General features: G+C 72.3%; 13 protein-coding genes. 4 read left to right on the top strand and 9 right to left on the bottom strand.

Annotation, left to right across the window (positions count from 1 at the left end; genetic code table 11):
* Positions 1–256 precede the first annotated feature (256 nt).
* The 5 genes from GXP76_RS25615 to GXP76_RS25635 form a co-directional block, all read right to left on the bottom strand.
* A complete protein-coding gene (locus GXP76_RS25615) occupies positions 257–1,393 on the bottom strand; it encodes an SIS domain-containing protein (protein ID WP_242573961.1) in 1,137 nt (378 codons plus the stop codon).
* A gap of 71 nt (positions 1,394–1,464) precedes the next feature.
* Positions 1,465–1,647: a Trm112 family protein gene (locus GXP76_RS25620; protein WP_078077031.1), complete on the bottom strand. Its 183-nt coding sequence runs from the start codon at positions 1,645–1,647 to the stop codon at positions 1,465–1,467.
* A gap of 69 nt (positions 1,648–1,716) precedes the next feature.
* Positions 1,717–3,075: a phosphomannomutase/phosphoglucomutase gene (locus GXP76_RS25625; protein WP_242573962.1), complete on the bottom strand. Its 1,359-nt coding sequence runs from the start codon at positions 3,073–3,075 to the stop codon at positions 1,717–1,719.
* 96 nt (positions 3,076–3,171) lie between these two features.
* The gene (locus GXP76_RS25630; RefSeq protein WP_242573963.1) at positions 3,172–4,788 is read right to left on the bottom strand and encodes an L-lactate permease; all 1,617 of its coding nucleotides are present in this window, start codon (positions 4,786–4,788) and stop codon (positions 3,172–3,174) included.
* A 166-nt stretch (positions 4,789–4,954) separates the two neighbouring features.
* Positions 4,955–5,383: a DUF3499 domain-containing protein gene (locus GXP76_RS25635; RefSeq protein ID WP_242573964.1), complete on the bottom strand. Its 429-nt coding sequence runs from the start codon at positions 5,381–5,383 to the stop codon at positions 4,955–4,957.
* Between the two features lie 270 nt (positions 5,384–5,653).
* Between GXP76_RS25635 and GXP76_RS25640 the strand changes: the two genes are divergently transcribed.
* Positions 5,654–6,082 (top strand): metallopeptidase family protein, encoded by a 429-nt coding sequence (locus tag GXP76_RS25640; protein ID WP_242573970.1) that lies wholly within the window; start codon positions 5,654–5,656, stop codon positions 6,080–6,082.
* A 32-nt stretch (positions 6,083–6,114) separates the two neighbouring features.
* Here GXP76_RS25640 and GXP76_RS25645 read toward each other — a convergent pair whose 3' ends face one another.
* The 3 genes from GXP76_RS25645 to GXP76_RS25655 all read right to left on the bottom strand — a co-directional run bounded on the left by GXP76_RS25645 (position 6,115) and on the right by GXP76_RS25655 (position 12,016).
* A complete protein-coding gene (locus GXP76_RS25645) occupies positions 6,115–7,722 on the bottom strand; it encodes a DUF5719 family protein (protein WP_242573965.1) in 1,608 nt (535 codons plus the stop codon).
* Positions 7,719–11,462 carry a glycosyltransferase gene (locus tag GXP76_RS25650; RefSeq protein WP_242573966.1) on the bottom strand — a complete coding sequence of 1,248 codons (3,744 nt, stop codon included), beginning with the start codon at positions 11,460–11,462 and terminating at the stop codon, positions 7,719–7,721. Before GXP76_RS25650 ends, GXP76_RS25645 begins: the two co-directional genes overlap by 4 nt.
* Positions 11,463–11,752: 290 nt before the next feature.
* On the bottom strand, positions 11,753–12,016 hold the full coding sequence (locus GXP76_RS25655) for a WhiB family transcriptional regulator (protein WP_023541320.1): 264 nt from the start codon (positions 12,014–12,016) through the stop codon (positions 11,753–11,755).
* Between the two features lie 653 nt (positions 12,017–12,669).
* Here GXP76_RS25655 and GXP76_RS25660 point away from each other — a divergent pair.
* The 3 genes from GXP76_RS25660 to GXP76_RS25670 all read left to right on the top strand — a co-directional run bounded on the left by GXP76_RS25660 (position 12,670) and on the right by GXP76_RS25670 (position 15,510).
* Complete coding sequence (locus GXP76_RS25660; RefSeq protein WP_242573967.1) at positions 12,670–13,170, top strand: cysteine dioxygenase family protein; 501 nt, start codon at positions 12,670–12,672, stop codon at positions 13,168–13,170.
* Between the two features lie 13 nt (positions 13,171–13,183).
* Positions 13,184–14,152 carry a 2-phospho-L-lactate transferase gene (gene cofD / locus GXP76_RS25665; protein WP_242573968.1) on the top strand — a complete coding sequence of 323 codons (969 nt, stop codon included), beginning with the start codon at positions 13,184–13,186 and terminating at the stop codon, positions 14,150–14,152.
* 68 nt (positions 14,153–14,220) lie between these two features.
* Entirely contained in the window at positions 14,221–15,510 is a 1,290-nt protein-coding gene (locus tag GXP76_RS25670; protein ID WP_242573971.1) for a coenzyme F420-0:L-glutamate ligase, read from the top strand.
* A gap of 60 nt (positions 15,511–15,570) precedes the next feature.
* On the opposite strand, the gene GXP76_RS25675 is transcribed toward GXP76_RS25670, so the two are convergent.
* The coding region (locus tag GXP76_RS25675) for a DNA-3-methyladenine glycosylase (RefSeq protein WP_242573969.1) at positions 15,571–16,459 on the bottom strand (889 nt) is incomplete at its 5' end.

Genomic DNA, 16,459 nt, shown 5'->3' on the forward strand with positions numbered 1-16,459 from the left:
GCGGTGCCGAGCAGTTCCGGGATGGCGGTCGTGGAGCCCCAGGCATAGGGGCGCACGGTGTTGGAGAGGCGGTCCATGGGTGCTTCCTTGTTCCGTGACGTGCGGGCGAATTCGGTTGGCGTGCGGACGAAGTGCAAAGACGCGTGGAAACGGAGGTGGGTGACGACGGAGGTCTGCGAATGCGGGTGCGGTGCCGAGTGTGCGGGGTGCGTGAGGTGGATTCAGCGCCGGGGCCGGCCGGCCGGGCCGGTGGGGGTCATGCGCGGTTGCCGGAGGCCAGGGCCAGGTAGACGGCCGTGAAGTCGGTGACGGCGACGAGTTCCGCGAGGGCTTCGAGTTCGCTGCCTTCCTGCGGCTCCAGCTCACTGATGGCTGTCTCGTGGCTGATGGCGAGTTCGCGGGCGGCGGGCGCCGCGGTCAGTCCGCCGACGGGGCGGTCGCGGAGCAGCACGACGCGGGCGCGCAGCGGCTGGGGCTCGTCGACACGGTCGCGGAAGAAGTCGTCGGGGTCGGCGGCGCCGCCGGCGAAGTCTCCGCCCAGGAGGAGGCCGTGTGCGGGCAGGGCGCCGGGAAGCTCGGCCGCGAGCGCGGGGCGGCCGGACAACTCGGCCAGTACGGCGGCGAAGCGGCGCCCGGCGGGGGCGGCGACCGTACCTTCCGTCCAGATCAGGGGGAGGTTGTCGGCCAGTTCGGCGGCGAGGGTCTTGGCGGGGTTGCTGTACGTGGCGATGGCCGGGCCGCAGCGTTCGGCGGCGCTGTCGAGGCGGTCGGCGACGAGCTGAAGGGTCTCGGCCGGCGCGGTGAGCAGTCCGACGCGGTCGAGAAGCGAGAGGAGCGGGGTGAACAGCGCCCAGAGCGCGCCCGGGCTCGCGGCCTGGGTCTCCTCGTACTGCTCCTGGGGTGTGGGCGCCATGGGCACGGTGAGGCCGTGCGTGCCGCCGACGGCCTCGCTGAGCGGGGACGGGTGCGGGGCGACGGCGACGACGGTGCAGCCGCGGCGGTACGCCTGCTCGGCGAGGAGGGTGAGGCCCGGTTCGCCGCCGTCGGTGGTGGCGATCAGGAGCAGGTCGACGGAGCCGGCCCAGCCGGGGAGCGCCCAGCGCAGGGCGCCCGCGGCGGGAGCCACTCCGGTGGGCCGCAGCAGGATGACGGGCGCGGCGGCACCGGCGAGCGCGCCGAGCAGGTCGGCGACGCCGAGTGCGGCGGTGCCGGAGCCGGCGAACAGCACGGCGCGGGGGCGGCCCTCGGGGTTGAGCTGTCCGATGCCCGCCTCGGCGGTGTGCCGGACGGCGGTGCGTACACGTGCCCCGGCCTCGGCGGCGCCGAGGAGGAGCCCACGGTGGTCGGCGCGAGCCAGCGCGTCCGGCGCGTCGAGCAGGGACTCGTCGAGCATGGGAGGTGTGTCTCCGATCGCCGGGCGCCGTGGACGGCGCGTGGGCACGGGCCTGTGGAAGCGGCGTTCCCTCAGGCGGGGCGGCGGGCCTCGTCCACGAGGAGTACGGGGATGTCGTCGCGGACCGGGTAGGCCAGGCCGCAGTCCGCGCCGGTGCAGATCAGCTCGGGCGTGTCGGCTTCGGTGCGGTCGCTGAGCGGCGCGTGGCAGGCCGGGCAGGCGAGGATCTCCAGGAGGCCGGCTTCGAGCGGCATGTGGTGGTGTCCCTTCGAACGTGCTGAGGCGTACGGGGTGGAGGGCGGGTGCCCGGAGCCGGCCCGGGGTCAGGACCGGATCAGCGCCAGGGCCTCGTCCCTGATCTTGGCCATGGTCGGTTCGTCGCGGGCCTCCACGTTGAGGCGCAGCAGGGGTTCCGTGTTGGAGGCGCGGAGGTTGAACCACCAGTCGGGGGTGGTCACCGTCAGGCCGTCGAGCTCGTCGGTCGTGACGCCCTCGCGGTCGGAGAAGGCCTTGCGTACGGCGTCGAGGCGGGCCGCCTGGTCGTCCACGGTGGAGTTGATCTCGCCCGATCCGGTGTACCGGTCGTAGGAGGCGACGAGTTCGGACAGCGGGCCGTCCTGGCCGCCGAGCGCGGCCAGCACGTGGAGCGCGGCGAGCATGCCCGTGTCCGCGTTCCAGAACTCGCGGAAGTAGTAGTGCGCCGAGTGCTCGCCGCCGAAGATCGCACCCGTGCGGGCCATCTCCGCCTTGATGAAGGAGTGGCCGACGCGCGTACGGACGGGGGTGCCGCCCTGTTCTCTGACGACTTCCGGGACCGAGCAGGAGGTGATGAGGTTGTGGATGACCGTGCCACCGGGGTGCTTGGCGAGTTCACGCTCGGCGACCAGTGCCGTGATCGCCGACGGTGACACGCCCCTCCCCCGCTCGTCCACGACGAAGCAGCGGTCCGCGTCGCCGTCGAACGCCAGGCCCAGGTCGGCGCCTTCGGAGAGCACGCGGGCCTGGAGGTCCACGATGTTCCGCGGATCGAGCGGGTTGGCCTCGTGGTTGGGGAACGTGCCGTCCAGTTCGAAGTACATCGGGACCAGGTCGACGGGCAGCCCCGCGAAGACCGTCGGGACGGTGTGGCCCCCCATGCCGTTCCCCGCGTCGACCACGACCTTCAGCGGGTGGATCGCCGAGAGTTCGACCAGGGACAGCAGATGGGCGGCGTAATCGGTCAACGTGTCACGCTGCGTGATCGTTCCCGGCGTCGCGGCCGGTTCCGGGGCCCCCTCGGCGAGCCACTTCTCGACCAGCGCCCGGATCTCCGCCAGTCCGGTGTCCTCCCCCACCGGCGCGGCGCCCGCGCGGCACATCTTGATGCCGTTGTACCGCGCGGGGTTGTGCGACGCGGTGAACATCGCGCCCGGCAGGTCAAGCGCCCCGCTGGCGTAGTAGAGCTGGTCCGTCGAGCAGAGCCCGATCAGCGTGGCGTGCGCACCGCGCCGGACGGCGCCCTTGGCGAAGCTCGCCGACAGATGGGGCGAGGAGGGCCGCATGTCGTGACCGACGACGATCGCCGTGGCGCCCGTGACTTCCACGAAGGCCGCTCCGAAGAGCTCGACGAGCCGGTCGTCGAGCTGGTCCGGATAAACGCCACGTACGTCGTACGCCTTCACGATCTGGCCCAAGTCGGCCACGGCCACCCCTCCTGAGGTCTCTGCGGACAGTCATCACAAACTACCCGCCCCCGGGAGGGGCCCCGAGGACGCGCCCCCGGGCCGGCCGCGGCGCGCCTACGGCAGCATCCACCCCAGTACGAAGGTGCTCTGCCCCACGACGATCAGACACATCACCAACAGCAGCCCGAGGCTCCAGGGCAGGACCTTCCTCAGGAGGTCCCCTTCCTTGCCCGCGAGACCGACCGCCGCGCACGCGATGGTCAGATTCTGCGGGGAGATCATCTTGCCGAGCACGCCGCCGGAGCTGTTGGCCGCCGCCAACAGCTCGGGCGACAGCCCGGATTCGCGCGCCGCCGTCACCTGGAGCGCCCCGAAGAGCGCGTTGGCCGAGGTGTCGGAGCCCGTGACGGCGACGCCGAACCAGCCGAGCACGGGCGAGAGGAACGCGAGCCCGGCGCCCGCCGCCGCGACGAAGTGGCCGATGGTGGCCGCCTGTCCGGAGAGGTTCATGACGTAGGCGAGGGCCAGCACCGACACGACGGTGAGGATGGCGTAGCGCAGTTCGTGCACCGTGGCCGCCCACTCCTTGAGCGCGCCCTTGGCCTTGAGTCCGATCACGGCGGCGGTCAGGAGGCCGGCGACCAGGACGAGCGTGCCGCCGGTCGAAATGAGCGGCAGCGAGAAGACGTTGGCCCCGACGGGCTTCCCCTCGGAGTCCGCGACGTCGAGGAAAGGCCAGTCGAAGGACTGGGTCGCCTTGGCCAGCAGGTCCTTGACCGGGGGGATCTGCGCGAGGGAGAAGATCACGACGATCAGGCCGTACGGCGCGTAGGCGCGGACGATTTCGCGGCGGTCGTCCTCGACGTCGAGGTCCTCGCTGCGCACGCCCGTCAGTACGGAGGTCCGCACCGCCTCGTCGGCGGGCCTGCGCGCGCTCGGTACGGCGAGCAGCGCGGCGGCGCCCACCAGCGCGGCCCCGATGTCGGCGAGTTGGGCGGAGACGTAGTTGGCGGCGACGAACTGCGCGACACCGAAGGCGAATCCGCACGCCAGGGCGGGCGCCCAGGTCTCGCGCAGGCCGCGCCTGCCGTCGACGAGCCAGACGAGTACGAGGGGGACGACAACGGCCAGCAGCGGCGTCTGGCGGCCGACGACGGAGGCGACGGTGTCCAGCGGCAGCCCGGTCACCTGGGCGAGGGTGACCACCGGCGTACCCATCGCGCCGAAGGCCACGGGCGCGGTGTTGGCCACGAGGGCGACGACCGCCGCCTTGACGGGGGCGAAGCCGAGCGCCACGAGCATCACCGCGGAGATGGCGACCGGTGCGCCGAAGCCGGCGAGCGCTTCGAGGAGAGCGCCGAAGCAGAAGGCGACGACGAGCGCCTGGATGCGGGGGTCGTCGGAGAATCGCCCGAACGAGCGCCGCAGGATGTCGAAGTGCTGGGTACGGACCGTCATCCGGTACACCCACAGGGCGTTGACGACGATCCACATGATCGGGAAGAGCCCGAAGACGACGCCCTGCGCGCCCGCGGAGAGGGTCTGGCCGATCGGCATTCCGAAGGCCAGCCAGCCGACCAGGACGGCGACGGCCAGACCTATCAGTCCGGCGCGATGGGCCTTCATACGGACGGCGCCGAGCAGCACCAGCACGGTGACCAGGGGAAGCGCGGCGACGAGGGCGGACACGCCGAGTGAATCGGCGACGGGTTCCAATTGCTGTTCGAACACGACGGGGGCCTCCGTATTCCGCGATGCGGAAAGTGATCTCTCACGGCTGGGAGGCATGATCGTGTGCACGACAAGCAAGGTCAATGGCCCGTGCAGGATCCGTCACCGAAAGCCGGAGCCAGGAGGCGACGGCACGGCGCGGGAGCGACCGGCGGTGAGCGGCGGCTCAGGAATCGGGGGAACGCAGCACCCGCAGATGCCCGCGACGCCCGGCCTCCGCCTGATCCGCCCCGCGCGGCCCGTTCACGCCGGGTCCGGCAGGCCTCTCCGGAGGGCGCGCCGCCTCACGCACGGCGTTCGCCAGGGCTTCGAGATCGTCACCGCTGGGCCTGGCCGGTGCCGAGCCGTCCGTGAGCCGGACGACCTCCCACCCGCGCGGCGCGGTGAGTCTCTCGCTGTGTTCGGCGCACAGGTCGTAGCAGTGGGGCTCGGCATGCGTGGCGAGCGGGCCGAGGACCGCGGTCGAATCGGCATAGACGTACGTCAGTGTCGCGACAGCGGAACGGCCGCACGCGGTGCGCGAACAGCGACGTACAGGGCTCACGATGTTGGACGGTACCGCACTCTTGAGCGGGCCGCGACGACTCGCCCCCACGTCACCCCACCGTGTCGTGACGGGGGATTCGCCCCAACCGGCACCCGCACAACTGCCCTGACCTGCACGGGAGGAGGAGCGACCGGGCGATTACCGTCAGTTGCCCGGTCACCACTTGGGGCAAATACCGTCATTCAGTGCGAGCGCCACGATCCGGCCGACGTAGCGAAACGAGCCCAAGCTTGGCCGGAATGCTCAATTTGCGACATGCCGTCCGGCGGTCCGGGCACGCACTCGCGGCGTCCCCATGAGAGCTACCCTGCGTCAGTGATGGACAGTCCCGTACCGCCGAACCCCGCCGAGCCGAGACCGCGCCGCCGTGACCGCCACGGACGCGGGATGCGCGGGCCCGTCGCCCCGCCGCAGGTCCCGCTCTCGGCGAGCCGCTCGGATTCGTTCCGTGACCTCGTACGGGACTCCGTGGAGCGGCTGGAGCGGCGCTGGCCCCAGCTGGCGGAGATCGATTTCCTCGTCCTCGACGTGCCCGAGGCCGAGGACGAGTCGGTACCGCTCGGCCGGTCGGTCCCCGAGGCCAAGGGCCGGCCCGCGCTCATCGTCGTGTACCGGCGGCCCGTCGAGATCCGTACGAAGAGCCGTGAGGAGCGCGGCATGCTCGTCCACGAGGTGGTGGTCGAGCAGGTCGCCGAACTGCTGGGGCTCGCACCGGAATCCGTCGATCCGCGGTACGGCCAGGACTGACCGCGAGGGCCCCCGCGGTCCCGCCCCCGGCCTCACTTCAGTACGGAGAGGTCTTCCTTCGTCGCCGGTACGGAGACCATGCCGCGATCGTCCGGCAGCGTCTGCACCGTGAACATCGGTACGCCGTCCCGGGTCAGCGCCAGCGTGCGCGCGGCGTGGACCGGACCGCCCGACTCGGGCTCCACCGTCAGCGCGTACGAGCCCTTGAGGCCCTGCGGCACGGGCGGCGTGACGGCCTGCGTGGTGCCGCCCTTGACCGTGTACGTCTCGACGACCTGCTCGCCTCCCCCGGTGCCGGCCGAGGCCGTGACCTTGACCTTGCCGGTGCCGTCCGGCGCGGTCAGTGACAGCGTCGAGCCCTTGGCGCGGTTGTCGGCGGCCGTCGCGCGCTCCGTCACCGCACCGGTCGCCGGGATGAAGGCGACCTCCTGGTCGGTGCCCTTGCCCCGTACGACGCGCAGCGCGGCGACCACCGGGGTCTCGCCGGCGTCCTCCGCCGGGCCCAGGAGCACCGAGCCGGCCTCGCCCTTGGTGACGTCACCCAGGTCGAGCGAGGCCGTCATGCCCGACTTCACGTTGAGTGTCTCGGCCGCGGCGGCCGGGACGATCGTGCCGCTCTTGCCGGCCAGTCGCACCTTCAGTTCGGCGTCGTCCTCACCGGGCGCGAAGACCACCAGTCGTACGGAGGTGGCGTCCGCCGGGATTCCGGGCAGCACCGCGCGCGGCGCCGCGTCGGCGGAGGCGGCCAGCCAGTCGCCGCCGAGGTTCTCGTCGGCGGCGTTCACCACGGCGCCCACACGGCCCGTGCGGGTGCTGACGTGGACGGTGACGTTCGGCTCGGCCTCCGCGGTGAGGGTCGACAGCAGGACGGGGACGCTGGACCGTGCCGGGACCGGAATGCCTTCTCCCGCATCGGACTTGAGCGTGCCTCCCTTGCCGTACAGCGCGACGTCGGCGACGGCCGCCGTGTCGTCCGGGTTGGTGAGGTGGACGTAGTCCTGACGCGCCTTGTCCGTGGACGCGCCGGGGAACCAGAAGTCGGTGTCGGGCGGGGTGCAGCTGACTCCGAGCAGTCCGCGTCCTTCGCCGCCCGTGACCGTGGTGGTCTGCTGGGTGGTCCAGCCGGGCGCGAGACGGCCGGTGGCCGTGCCGACGAGTGCGGGGGCGTCCGAGGTGTTCTTGGTCCCGGAGACGGGCTTGCCGGGCTCCTTGAGGGCCAGGAAGGGCTTGGCCTTGGCGTCCGCCCCGTCCGCCGCGGGCTCCTTCGCGCTGTCGTCCCCGGCCGTGTCGCCCGTCTGCTCCTCGTCCTTCTCCTCGTCCTTCTCGTCCTCCTCGTCCTTCTTCCCGTCGTCGTCGGCGGTCGCGTCGTCCAACGGCGCGGCCGACGGCGCCAGTTCGGCCGTGCCGCCCGTACCCGCGCCGTCCGCCCCGGCCGGTGTGAACGACGTGTAGACCGTCTCGGCCAGCTCCGACGTGCTGGGCGCGGGACAGAGCAGGCTGCTGCGCTCCACGGGAAGACGCGCGGGCGTCTTCGCCGTCGCCGCCGTGTCGGCGCTGTCGGGGGCGCTGACCGCGGCGAACCCGGTGACAGCCGCGAGTGCGGTGGCGGCCGCGATGAGGGAGAGGGTCGTGCGGTTCACTGTTTGCTGCTCCCGTCGGGACGCTGCTCGTTCTCATTGCCGTCGGTGTACGGCTGTTGAGGGGCGGTGTAGGGCTGCTGCCCCTCGGCGTACGGCTGTTGGACGACGTATCCGTACTGGTCGTACTGGACCGGGGCCTGCTGCTGGTACTGGTCCGCCGGGTACTGCTGGTACTGCTGGTATCCGTCGGCGTCGTACTGGGGAGCGCCCTCGTACTGCTGCGCGCCCTGATAGGGGGCGCCTTCGTACTGCTGCTGCTCGTTCTGCCCGCCTTGGTACTGCTGTTCGTTCGTGTACGAGCCGTAATCCGCGCCCTGGTAGGACGTCTGGCCGTCCCACTCCCCGTACGACTGCTGCCGCGGAACAGCCGCGGCGGCGTACGGCGCCTCCGCCGGGGGTGGCGGCACGGTCGTCTCCGCGCCGTCACCGCCGGCACCGTCGGTGCCCTCCGCGGCCTCCGCCTCCGCCTGCGCGGCGGCCCGCAGCCTGCGCGCCCGGCGGCCCTCGCCGGACACGGGCTGGGCGGGCACGTCGGCCCGCTCCTCGGGCAGGTCGTCGTCGATCTCCCGGCGCCGCCCCGGCAGGGCGAGCACGAGCAGGACGACGCCGAGCGCGGCCTGCGCCCAGACCCACGCGGTGTGGGTGAAGGAGTCCTCGTACGTGAGGTCGAGCCTGCCGCCCTCGGCGGGGAGCTGGAATCCCTGCGCCCAGCCGTCGACGGTCGTCTTCTCCAGGGGGCGCCCGTCGAGCGTGGCCTGCCAGCCCTCGGCGGCCCGGTCGGCGATCCGCAGCACGCGTCCGGCCTTGCCGGCCGGGATGTCGGTGTGGGCCTCGACCGTGGACGATCCGACGGGCAGCGGCTCGGCGTCGCTCTCGCCCTCGATGATCGTGGCCCGCGAGATCTGACGGTCGACGCGCCACAGCGCGCTGCCGTCGAGCTGGCTGAGCCGGCTCAGACCGGGGGTGGCGTCGAGCACGCGTGACATCTGAGCCGGGGCGCCGTCACGGACCAGGACGTAGCGGATCGCGAAGCCGCTGAGCTGGTCGGTCTGGTCGGCGCCGGAGCCCGCGACGAGACGGCCGACGACCTTGTCGAGCCCGGGGTCGCTGCCGCCGGACTCGGTCAGCTCGGCGTCGCCGAGCCGCCCGCCGGAGCCGCGTACGAGCGAGTACGAGACCTCCGCGGGCGACGTACCACCGAGGATCAGCGTGCGCGGCTGGTCACGGGTGATGCTCTCCTCGGCGACGAACGCCGGTACCTGCACGGGGTCGCGCCGCTCCAGCGGTCCCGCGGCGCCGCTGAGCATCCAGCCGCCCGCGGCGAGCAGCGGGGCCGCCCCGGCCGCGACGGCGATGAGCGCGGCGACGGGCTGGCGCCAGCCGAAGCTCTGGCTCGCGACGCGTTCCCTGGCGCCGTCGGCGCCGAGCACGGCCGCCGCGATGAGCGCGAGGCCGTAGAGGAGGGTGGCGGGTCCGGCCCAGCCGGAGTTGTTCGCGAGGACGGCGAAGACGAGCGCCACGAGGGCGGTCACCCAGGCCGCTCGCACGGCGAACTGCCGCTCGCCGCGCAGGAGCGCGGCCAGTGCCGCCAGGACGACGCCGATCAGCAGCAGCCCGCCCGCGGCCTTGGGGCCGCCGGGGCTGATGCCGAGCAGATCGAGGGCGGTGGCCTGTCCCGTACCGAACTCCAGTCCCGCCTCACGGAAGAGGCTGGACGGTGAGGTGAGCAGCGAGAGCGACCAGGGGGCCAGGACGAGCAAGGGGGTGCCGACCACGGCCAGCAGGCGCAGCCCGTACGCCACGATGTCGTCGCGGCGCAGGGCCAGGACGGCGAGGCCGAGGACCAGCGCCATGGGCCAGACGATCGGGGTGAACGCCATCGCGAGGGTGAGCAGGAAGGTGTACGCCCAGGTGGCCCGCCAGCTCCCGCGCGCGGCGCCTGCGGCGCCCGCCTTCGGCTCGGCGCGGATCCCGTACGCCGCGACGGCCGCCCGCGCGATCAGCGGCAGCAGGACGGCCAGTACGGCCGTGCCGAGCCGCCCGGTGGCCAGGGCGCCGGTGGCAGCGGGCAGGAAGGCGTACGCGACGCTCGCCCAGGCCCGCAGCAGCTTCGATTCGACGAGCGGCCGGGAGGCGAAGTACGCGGTGACTCCGGCCAGCGGTACGGAGCAGACGAGCAGCAGGGTCAGCGCGAAGCCGGTCGACCCGAGGAACAGCGCCGACAGGGCCGCGAGAACCGCGAGGTAGGGCGGCGCGGTCTGGGTGCCGCCCGTGCCGATGGGGTGCCAGCCGTCGGCGTAACGGGACCACAGGCCCGCCACGTCCGGCGGCGCGGGCAGCAGCGCGCCGCCCGCGAGTGCGCCGCCGCCGAGCAGGGCCCGGCAGGCGACGAGTGAGACGAGGAGCAGTACGGCGAAGAGGACGGGGCCCGGCTTGTGCGCGAGGCGCTTCAGCCGGGCGAACTGCTCGATCTCCAGGAAGTCCGCGTCGTCCCCGCCGGGGCCCGACTCCACCGCGCCGTGGCGTGAGCCACCGGCTTCGGTCTCAGAGCCGCCACCGAGGCTTCCAGCTACTTGCTCGGCCGTTGCCCGGACGGTGGCGCCGGGTGGCGGGAAAAGCGCGCGAAGTTCGGTTGCCTCGACGACGCCTTTGCCTCGTCGTTTTCGCGCGCCGATGATTCTGCCGGGCCGCAGGAGCGTGCCGAACAGTCCCATGACCTCGTCGACGGCCTGTCCCGGTGCCTTGCCCACCAAGTAGGCGACGGTGCGCAGCAGTGTGCCGACGACGAGCCGCAGTAGTACGTAGGGCAGCACGGCACCGCGCGAGTTGACGAGCAGCGTGTAGACGGCGCCGGCCTTGTCGACCCGGTGCGGGTTGACGACGGAGCGGCCCGCGCAGTCGACGGTGCGGCGCTCGCGCGCGGCGGCCTCGGCGTGCCTGAGGACGGCGTCGGGGGCGACGAGCACCCGGTGTCCCGCGGCGTGCGCGCGCCAGCACAGGTCCACGTCGTCGCGCATCAGCGGGAGTCTGCGGTCGAAGCCGCCGAGTTCCTCCCACACGTCCCGGCGGATGAGCATGCCCGCGCTGGAGACGGAGAGGACGGTGCGGACCTGGTCGTGCTGGCCCTGGTCCTGCTCGCGCCGGTCCAGTCCGGTCCAGCGGCGCCCGCTGTTGGCGATGGAGACGCCGACCTCCAGGAGCTGCTTGCGGTCGTACCAGCCGCGCAGCTTGGGGCCGACGATCGCGGCGTGCGAGTCGGTGTCGACGACGCGCAGCAGTTCGGCGAGTGCGTCGGGGTCGGGCGCGCAGTCGTCGTGGAGCAGCCACAGCCACTGCACGGGCTCGCCGTGCGGCAGGTCGGGCATGTCGTACGCCTCGTCGTGCCAGGTTCTGGTGACGGGGTCCCAGCCGCTCGGCCGTTTCAGATACGGCAGGTCGTCGGGCGTCAGCACGCCGGCGGTACGGACCGCCTCCTCGACGGCCGTACCGAAGCTGGTGCGGCGGGCGAGGTGGACGACGCGGTCCGGGCCGAGCGATTCGGTGAGCAGCGTGGCCGATTCGTCGGCGCTGCCGGTGTCGGCGGCGATGACGTTCTGTACGGGGCGTTCCTGGCCGATCAGCCCGGTGAGGGCGTCGGGAAGCCAGCGGGCACCGTCGTGGGAGACGAGCACGGCGGTCACGACGTGCCGCGGGTACTCCGGTGCGGTGGCTGAATCGAACGCGGCTGTGGTGGCGGACATCGAGGTAGGGGCCCTCCGGCCGGGGGGTCGCCCCGACGGGGCGTTGGGGCGTCTCGGACGGGGCCCCACACTAACGGTACGAACAGGCACCGGATCGCCGAGCGCCCGGACAAAGCGGACGACGCGGGAGACAGCGCGGGAGACGGCACCGGGCCGGGCCGCTCGCGCCGGTCACGACAACGGTCCGCCGGCTGCGAAGAGGACGCAGATGACGGACCGTTCGGAGACTGCCGCGCGAGGTCTCGCGCGGGCTATCGCGCAGGGCGCGTGCGGAGAATGGCTGAAACTGTTCAAACCGCGGCCTTCTTGAGACGGCGGCGTTCACGCTCGGAGAGACCGCCCCAGATACCGAACCTCTCGTCGTTGGCGAGGGCGTACTCCAGGCATTCGGAGCGGACCTCACAGGCGAGACAGACCTTCTTCGCCTCCCGGGTGGAGCCGCCCTTCTCGGGGAAGAAGGACTCGGGATCGGTCTGGGCGCACAACGCGCGCTCCTGCCAGCCGAGTTCCTCGTCCGCGTCCTCGACCAGCAGTTGTTCGAACAGCTCGGTCATGTGCGCCCCTCGTCTGTCTTTACGTCCCCGTGCTTGCGGCCGCTACCGTTTTCGGCCGAACGACACGAGTGAAATTACAAGTGTGCGGATACGAGCCAGTCAAGCCGAGATCTGCTATTGGTCCCGGTATTCACTCTGCGGAACCAAGGCTATGCGGAAAGTGTTCAAATCACCAAAAACCTGACACATGCCACTGGCCAGCCCTCATTCGCTCCTCCCTGAGGGAGACGCCAGGAGCCGCGTCAATGTTGCGATCCAGCCACCGGAAGCGATTCGAATCACAGTCCGGTCACGGGAGCGCGACGATGTTTGCGAGCCCGACTGCTGCGCCATGTCTCCCGGTCGGCGATCACACAAACCTTTCCCCTGAAGCAGCAACCGGATGTGGTGAAACATTGCCGCCAAATCGGTCATTGAGTTGACAAGCGGGAACCGTTCCCGCCACCTTTGACAGCATGCCGGTCACCTCAGCGACGTTCGCGACCCACACCCGTGGATTCCGCAGTGCTGCCCAGACCCGCTGTAGCTGTTCCTGTTGTCCGTGCTGTTGAGCCACTGAAGCTCCGGCCGTACATCTCCTTCTCCACCTCTCTTTTCGCGCACGTGTCTTCGCGCCCCCCACGCACGCCTTCTGCCGAGGAACCTCCACAGCCATGAACAACGACAGCGATCTTCAGATCGCGGGCGATCTCCTTGAGGTGCCGCACCTTCTCCAGCCCGCCCGTGAGCACCCCTCCACGGTGGCCGAATTCGCCGGTCTGGCCCGTGCCGTCGCCGCCGACCGCGCGCGGTGGGCCGCACTCGTCGAGTACGACGCGGCCAGCCGCTGGTACCACCGGCTGAGCACGGGTCCCGGCTACGAGGTGTGGCTGCTCTCCTGGGTGCCCGGCCAGCGCAGCGGACTGCACGACCACGGCCGCTCGTCCGGCGTACTGACCGTCCTCGACGGCGAACTGACGGAGCGTACGAGAACGGCGAGCCGCACACTCGCCGCCGGCGCGCAGCGGGTCTTCGCCCCCGGATACGTCCACGAGGTGGTCAACGATTCGCTCGGACCGGCCGTGAGTCTGCACATCTACTACCCGGGTCTGACCGAGATGCCGATGCACTCCGCCCGGTGCGCCCCGGCGGCCCGGGATGTCGTACCCGCCTGACAAACTGCACAGCATGCGCATTGTGGTTCTGGCCGGCGGTATCGGTGGCGCCCGTTTCCTGCGTGGCCTCAAACAGGCCGCGCCGGACGCGGACATCACGGTGATCGGCAACACGGGTGACGACATCCATCTGTTCGGGCTGAAGGTCTGTCCGGACCTCGACACGGTGATGTACACCCTCGGTGGTGGCATCAATGAAGAGCAGGGCTGGGGACGTTCGGACGAGACGTTCCAGGTCAAGGCGGAGCTCGCGGAGTACGGCGTGGGGCCCGAGTGGTTCGGGCTCGGTGACCGCGACTTCGCCACGCACATCGTCCGCACACAGATGCTGGGCGCCGGTTATCCGCTGAGCGCGGTGACCGAGGCGCTCTGCGCGCGCTGGAAGCCCGGGGTCCGGCTGCTGCCGATGTCCGACGACCGCGTCGAGACACATGTCGCCGTCGATGTGCCGGACAGCCCCACGGGCGAGCGCAAGGCCGTGCACTTCCAGGAGTACTGGGTGAAGATGCGCGCCTCTGTGGAGGCGCACGCGGTCGTGCCCGTCGGCGCCGACCAGGCGAAGCCGGCGCCCGGTGTGCTGGAGGCCGTCGCCCAGGCCGACGTCGTCCTCTTCCCGCCGTCGAACCCCGTCGTCAGCATCGGCACGATCCTGGCCGTGCCCGGGATCCGCGAGGCGATCGCCGACGCCGGGGTGCCGGTCGTCGGGCTCTCCCCCATCGTCGGGGACGCGCCGGTGCGCGGCATGGCCGACAAGGTCCTCGCGGCGATCGGCGTCGAGTCGACGGCCACCGCCGTGGCACAGCACTACGGCTCGGGGCTGCTCGACGGCTGGCTCGTCGACACCGTCGACGCGGCGGCCGTCGCCGAGATCGAGGGTGCGGGGATCCGCAGCCGGGCCGTACCCCTGATGATGACCGATCTGGACGCGACAGCCGCGATGGCGCGTGAGGCGCTGGCGCTGGCCGAGGAGGTGCGGGCGTGACGTCGTCCCACGAAGGCGGAAGCGAAGACGCGGGAACCGGGACGGGGGCGCGCGCCGGCGAGGGCGTCCTGTCGTACAGCGTCCGGGCGCTCGACGGGCTGCCCGAGGTCCGCGCGGGTGACGATCTCGCGAAGCTCATCGTCGCGGCGGGGCCCGGTCTGGCCGACGGGGACATCCTCCTCGTCACGTCGAAGATCGTGTCCAAGGCCGAGGGCCGCGTCGTCGGGGCGCCGGACCGTGAGGCGGCGATCGACGCCGAGACGGTACGCGTGGTGGCGCGGCGCGGACCGCTGCGGATCGTGGAGAACCGGCAGGGTCTGGTGATGGCCGCGGCCGGCGTCGACGCGTCCAACACCCCTCCGGGGACGGTGCTGTTGCTGCCCGAGGACTCCGACGCCTCGGCCCGTGCGATCCGGGAGGGGCTGCGGGACGCGCTGGGGGTGGACGTCGGCGTGATCGTCACGGACACCTTCGGGCGGCCGTGGCGCAACGGGCTGACGGACGTCGCGATCGGCGCGGCGGGAGTGCGGGTCCTGGACGACCTGCGCGGCGGCACGGACACGCACGGCAATCCGCTGGGCGCGACGGTCGTCGCCCTCGCCGACGAACTGGCCGCCGCGGGCGACCTGGTGAAGGGCAAGTCCGCGGGGCTGCCGGTGGCGGTGGTGACCGGTCTCGCGCGGCTGGTGGGCGAATCGGCGGACGACGCACGGGCGATGGTGCGGGTCGCTGCCGACGACATGTTCCGGCTCGGGACGTCCGAGGCGGTACGGGAGGCGGTCACCCAGCGCCGTACGGTGCGGGAGTTCACCGACGAGCCGGTCGACCCGGGCGCGGTCCGCCGCGCGGTCGCCGCGGCCGTGACGGCTCCGGCACCGCATCACACGACGCCGTGGCGGTTCGTCCTGCTGGAGTCGCCCGAGTCGCGGCTGCGGCTCGTCGACGCGATGCGGGACGCGTGGATCGCGGACCTGCGCCGCGACGGCAAGTCGGAGGAGTCGGTGGCCAAGCGGGTGCGGCGCGGGAACGTGCTGCGCGACGCGCCGTATCTGGTGGTGCCGTGCCTGGTGGCGGACGGCGCGCACACCTACGGGGACGCGCGGCGCGACATGGCGGAGCGCGAGATGTTCGTGGTCGCGACGGGCGCCGGGGTGCAGAACTTCCTCGTGGCACTGGCCGGGGAGCGGCTCGGCTCCGCGTGGGTGTCGTCCACGATGTTCTGCCGCGACGTCGTACGGGACGTGCTCGAACTGCCCGCGAACTGGGACCCGATGGGCGCGGTGGCGGTCGGGCACGCGGCGGCGGCGCCGAAGGTCCGGCCGGGGCGGAAGCCGGAGGACTTCATCGAGGTGCGGTGAGCCCGTGTGAACCGTCGGCGGGCCCCGCTGGTCCTGCGGGGCCCGCAGGACCCGCCGGCCTCAGAGATGGGCGATTCTGCCGACGGCCATGCGGGGTGCGCGGCGTGGTGGCGTCCGGCCGCTGAGGAGGATGAACCGTACGGCGCGGTGGCGCTGCCCGGCGTACGGCTCCAGCAGTTCGAGCATCCCGGCGTCGTCGGTGTCGGGGCGGCCGGCGAGCGCGTAGCCGACGACGCCGGGCAGATGCAGGTCGCCGACGGTGACGGCGTCCGGGGCGCCGTTCGACCGCTGAAGGACCTCGGCGGCGGTCCACGGACCGATGCCGGGGATCAACTGGAGCCGGGCGGAGGCGGGTTCGGGCTCCATGCCGGCGGCCTCCTCCAGCCGACGGGCGACGCGGACCGCGCGTACGACGGTGTCGGAGCGTTTGGAGTCGACACCGGCCCTGTGCCACTCCCAGGACGGGATCATGGCCCAGGCGCGGGCGTCGGGCATGACGTACATCCGGCTGTCGCGGCGGCCGTCGGGCGATTCGCCGTACGGGCCGGGGGCGGGCTCGCCGTACGTGCGCACGAGATGGCGCCAGGAGCGGTTCGCCTCGATCGTCGTGACCTTCTGCTCCAGGATCGACGGGATCAGCGACTCCAGGACGAGGCCGGTGCGGCACAGACGCAGGCCGGGGCGGCGGCGCTGGGACGCGGCGAGGAGTCTGTGACGCGGGACGAAGGCGGCGGGGTCGTCGCAGGCGCCGAGCATCTCGGGCAGCCGCTCCAGCAGCCAGTCCGCCCCCGCGCCCCATGCCTCGGCGTGCACGGTGCCGTCGCCGGCCGTCCTGACCCGCAGGGTGCCGGGCCCGGCGGGCGTCCGGGTGGCGCGGACGGCGGAGCCGTCGGGCCGGGTACGGAAGGTGGGGTCGGCGGGGCCGCGGCGCAGGGGCCCCAGGACGAGG

Source organism: Streptomyces sp. NP-1717 (assembly GCF_022695985.1).
Taxonomy (GTDB): domain Bacteria; phylum Actinomycetota; class Actinomycetes; order Streptomycetales; family Streptomycetaceae; genus Streptomyces.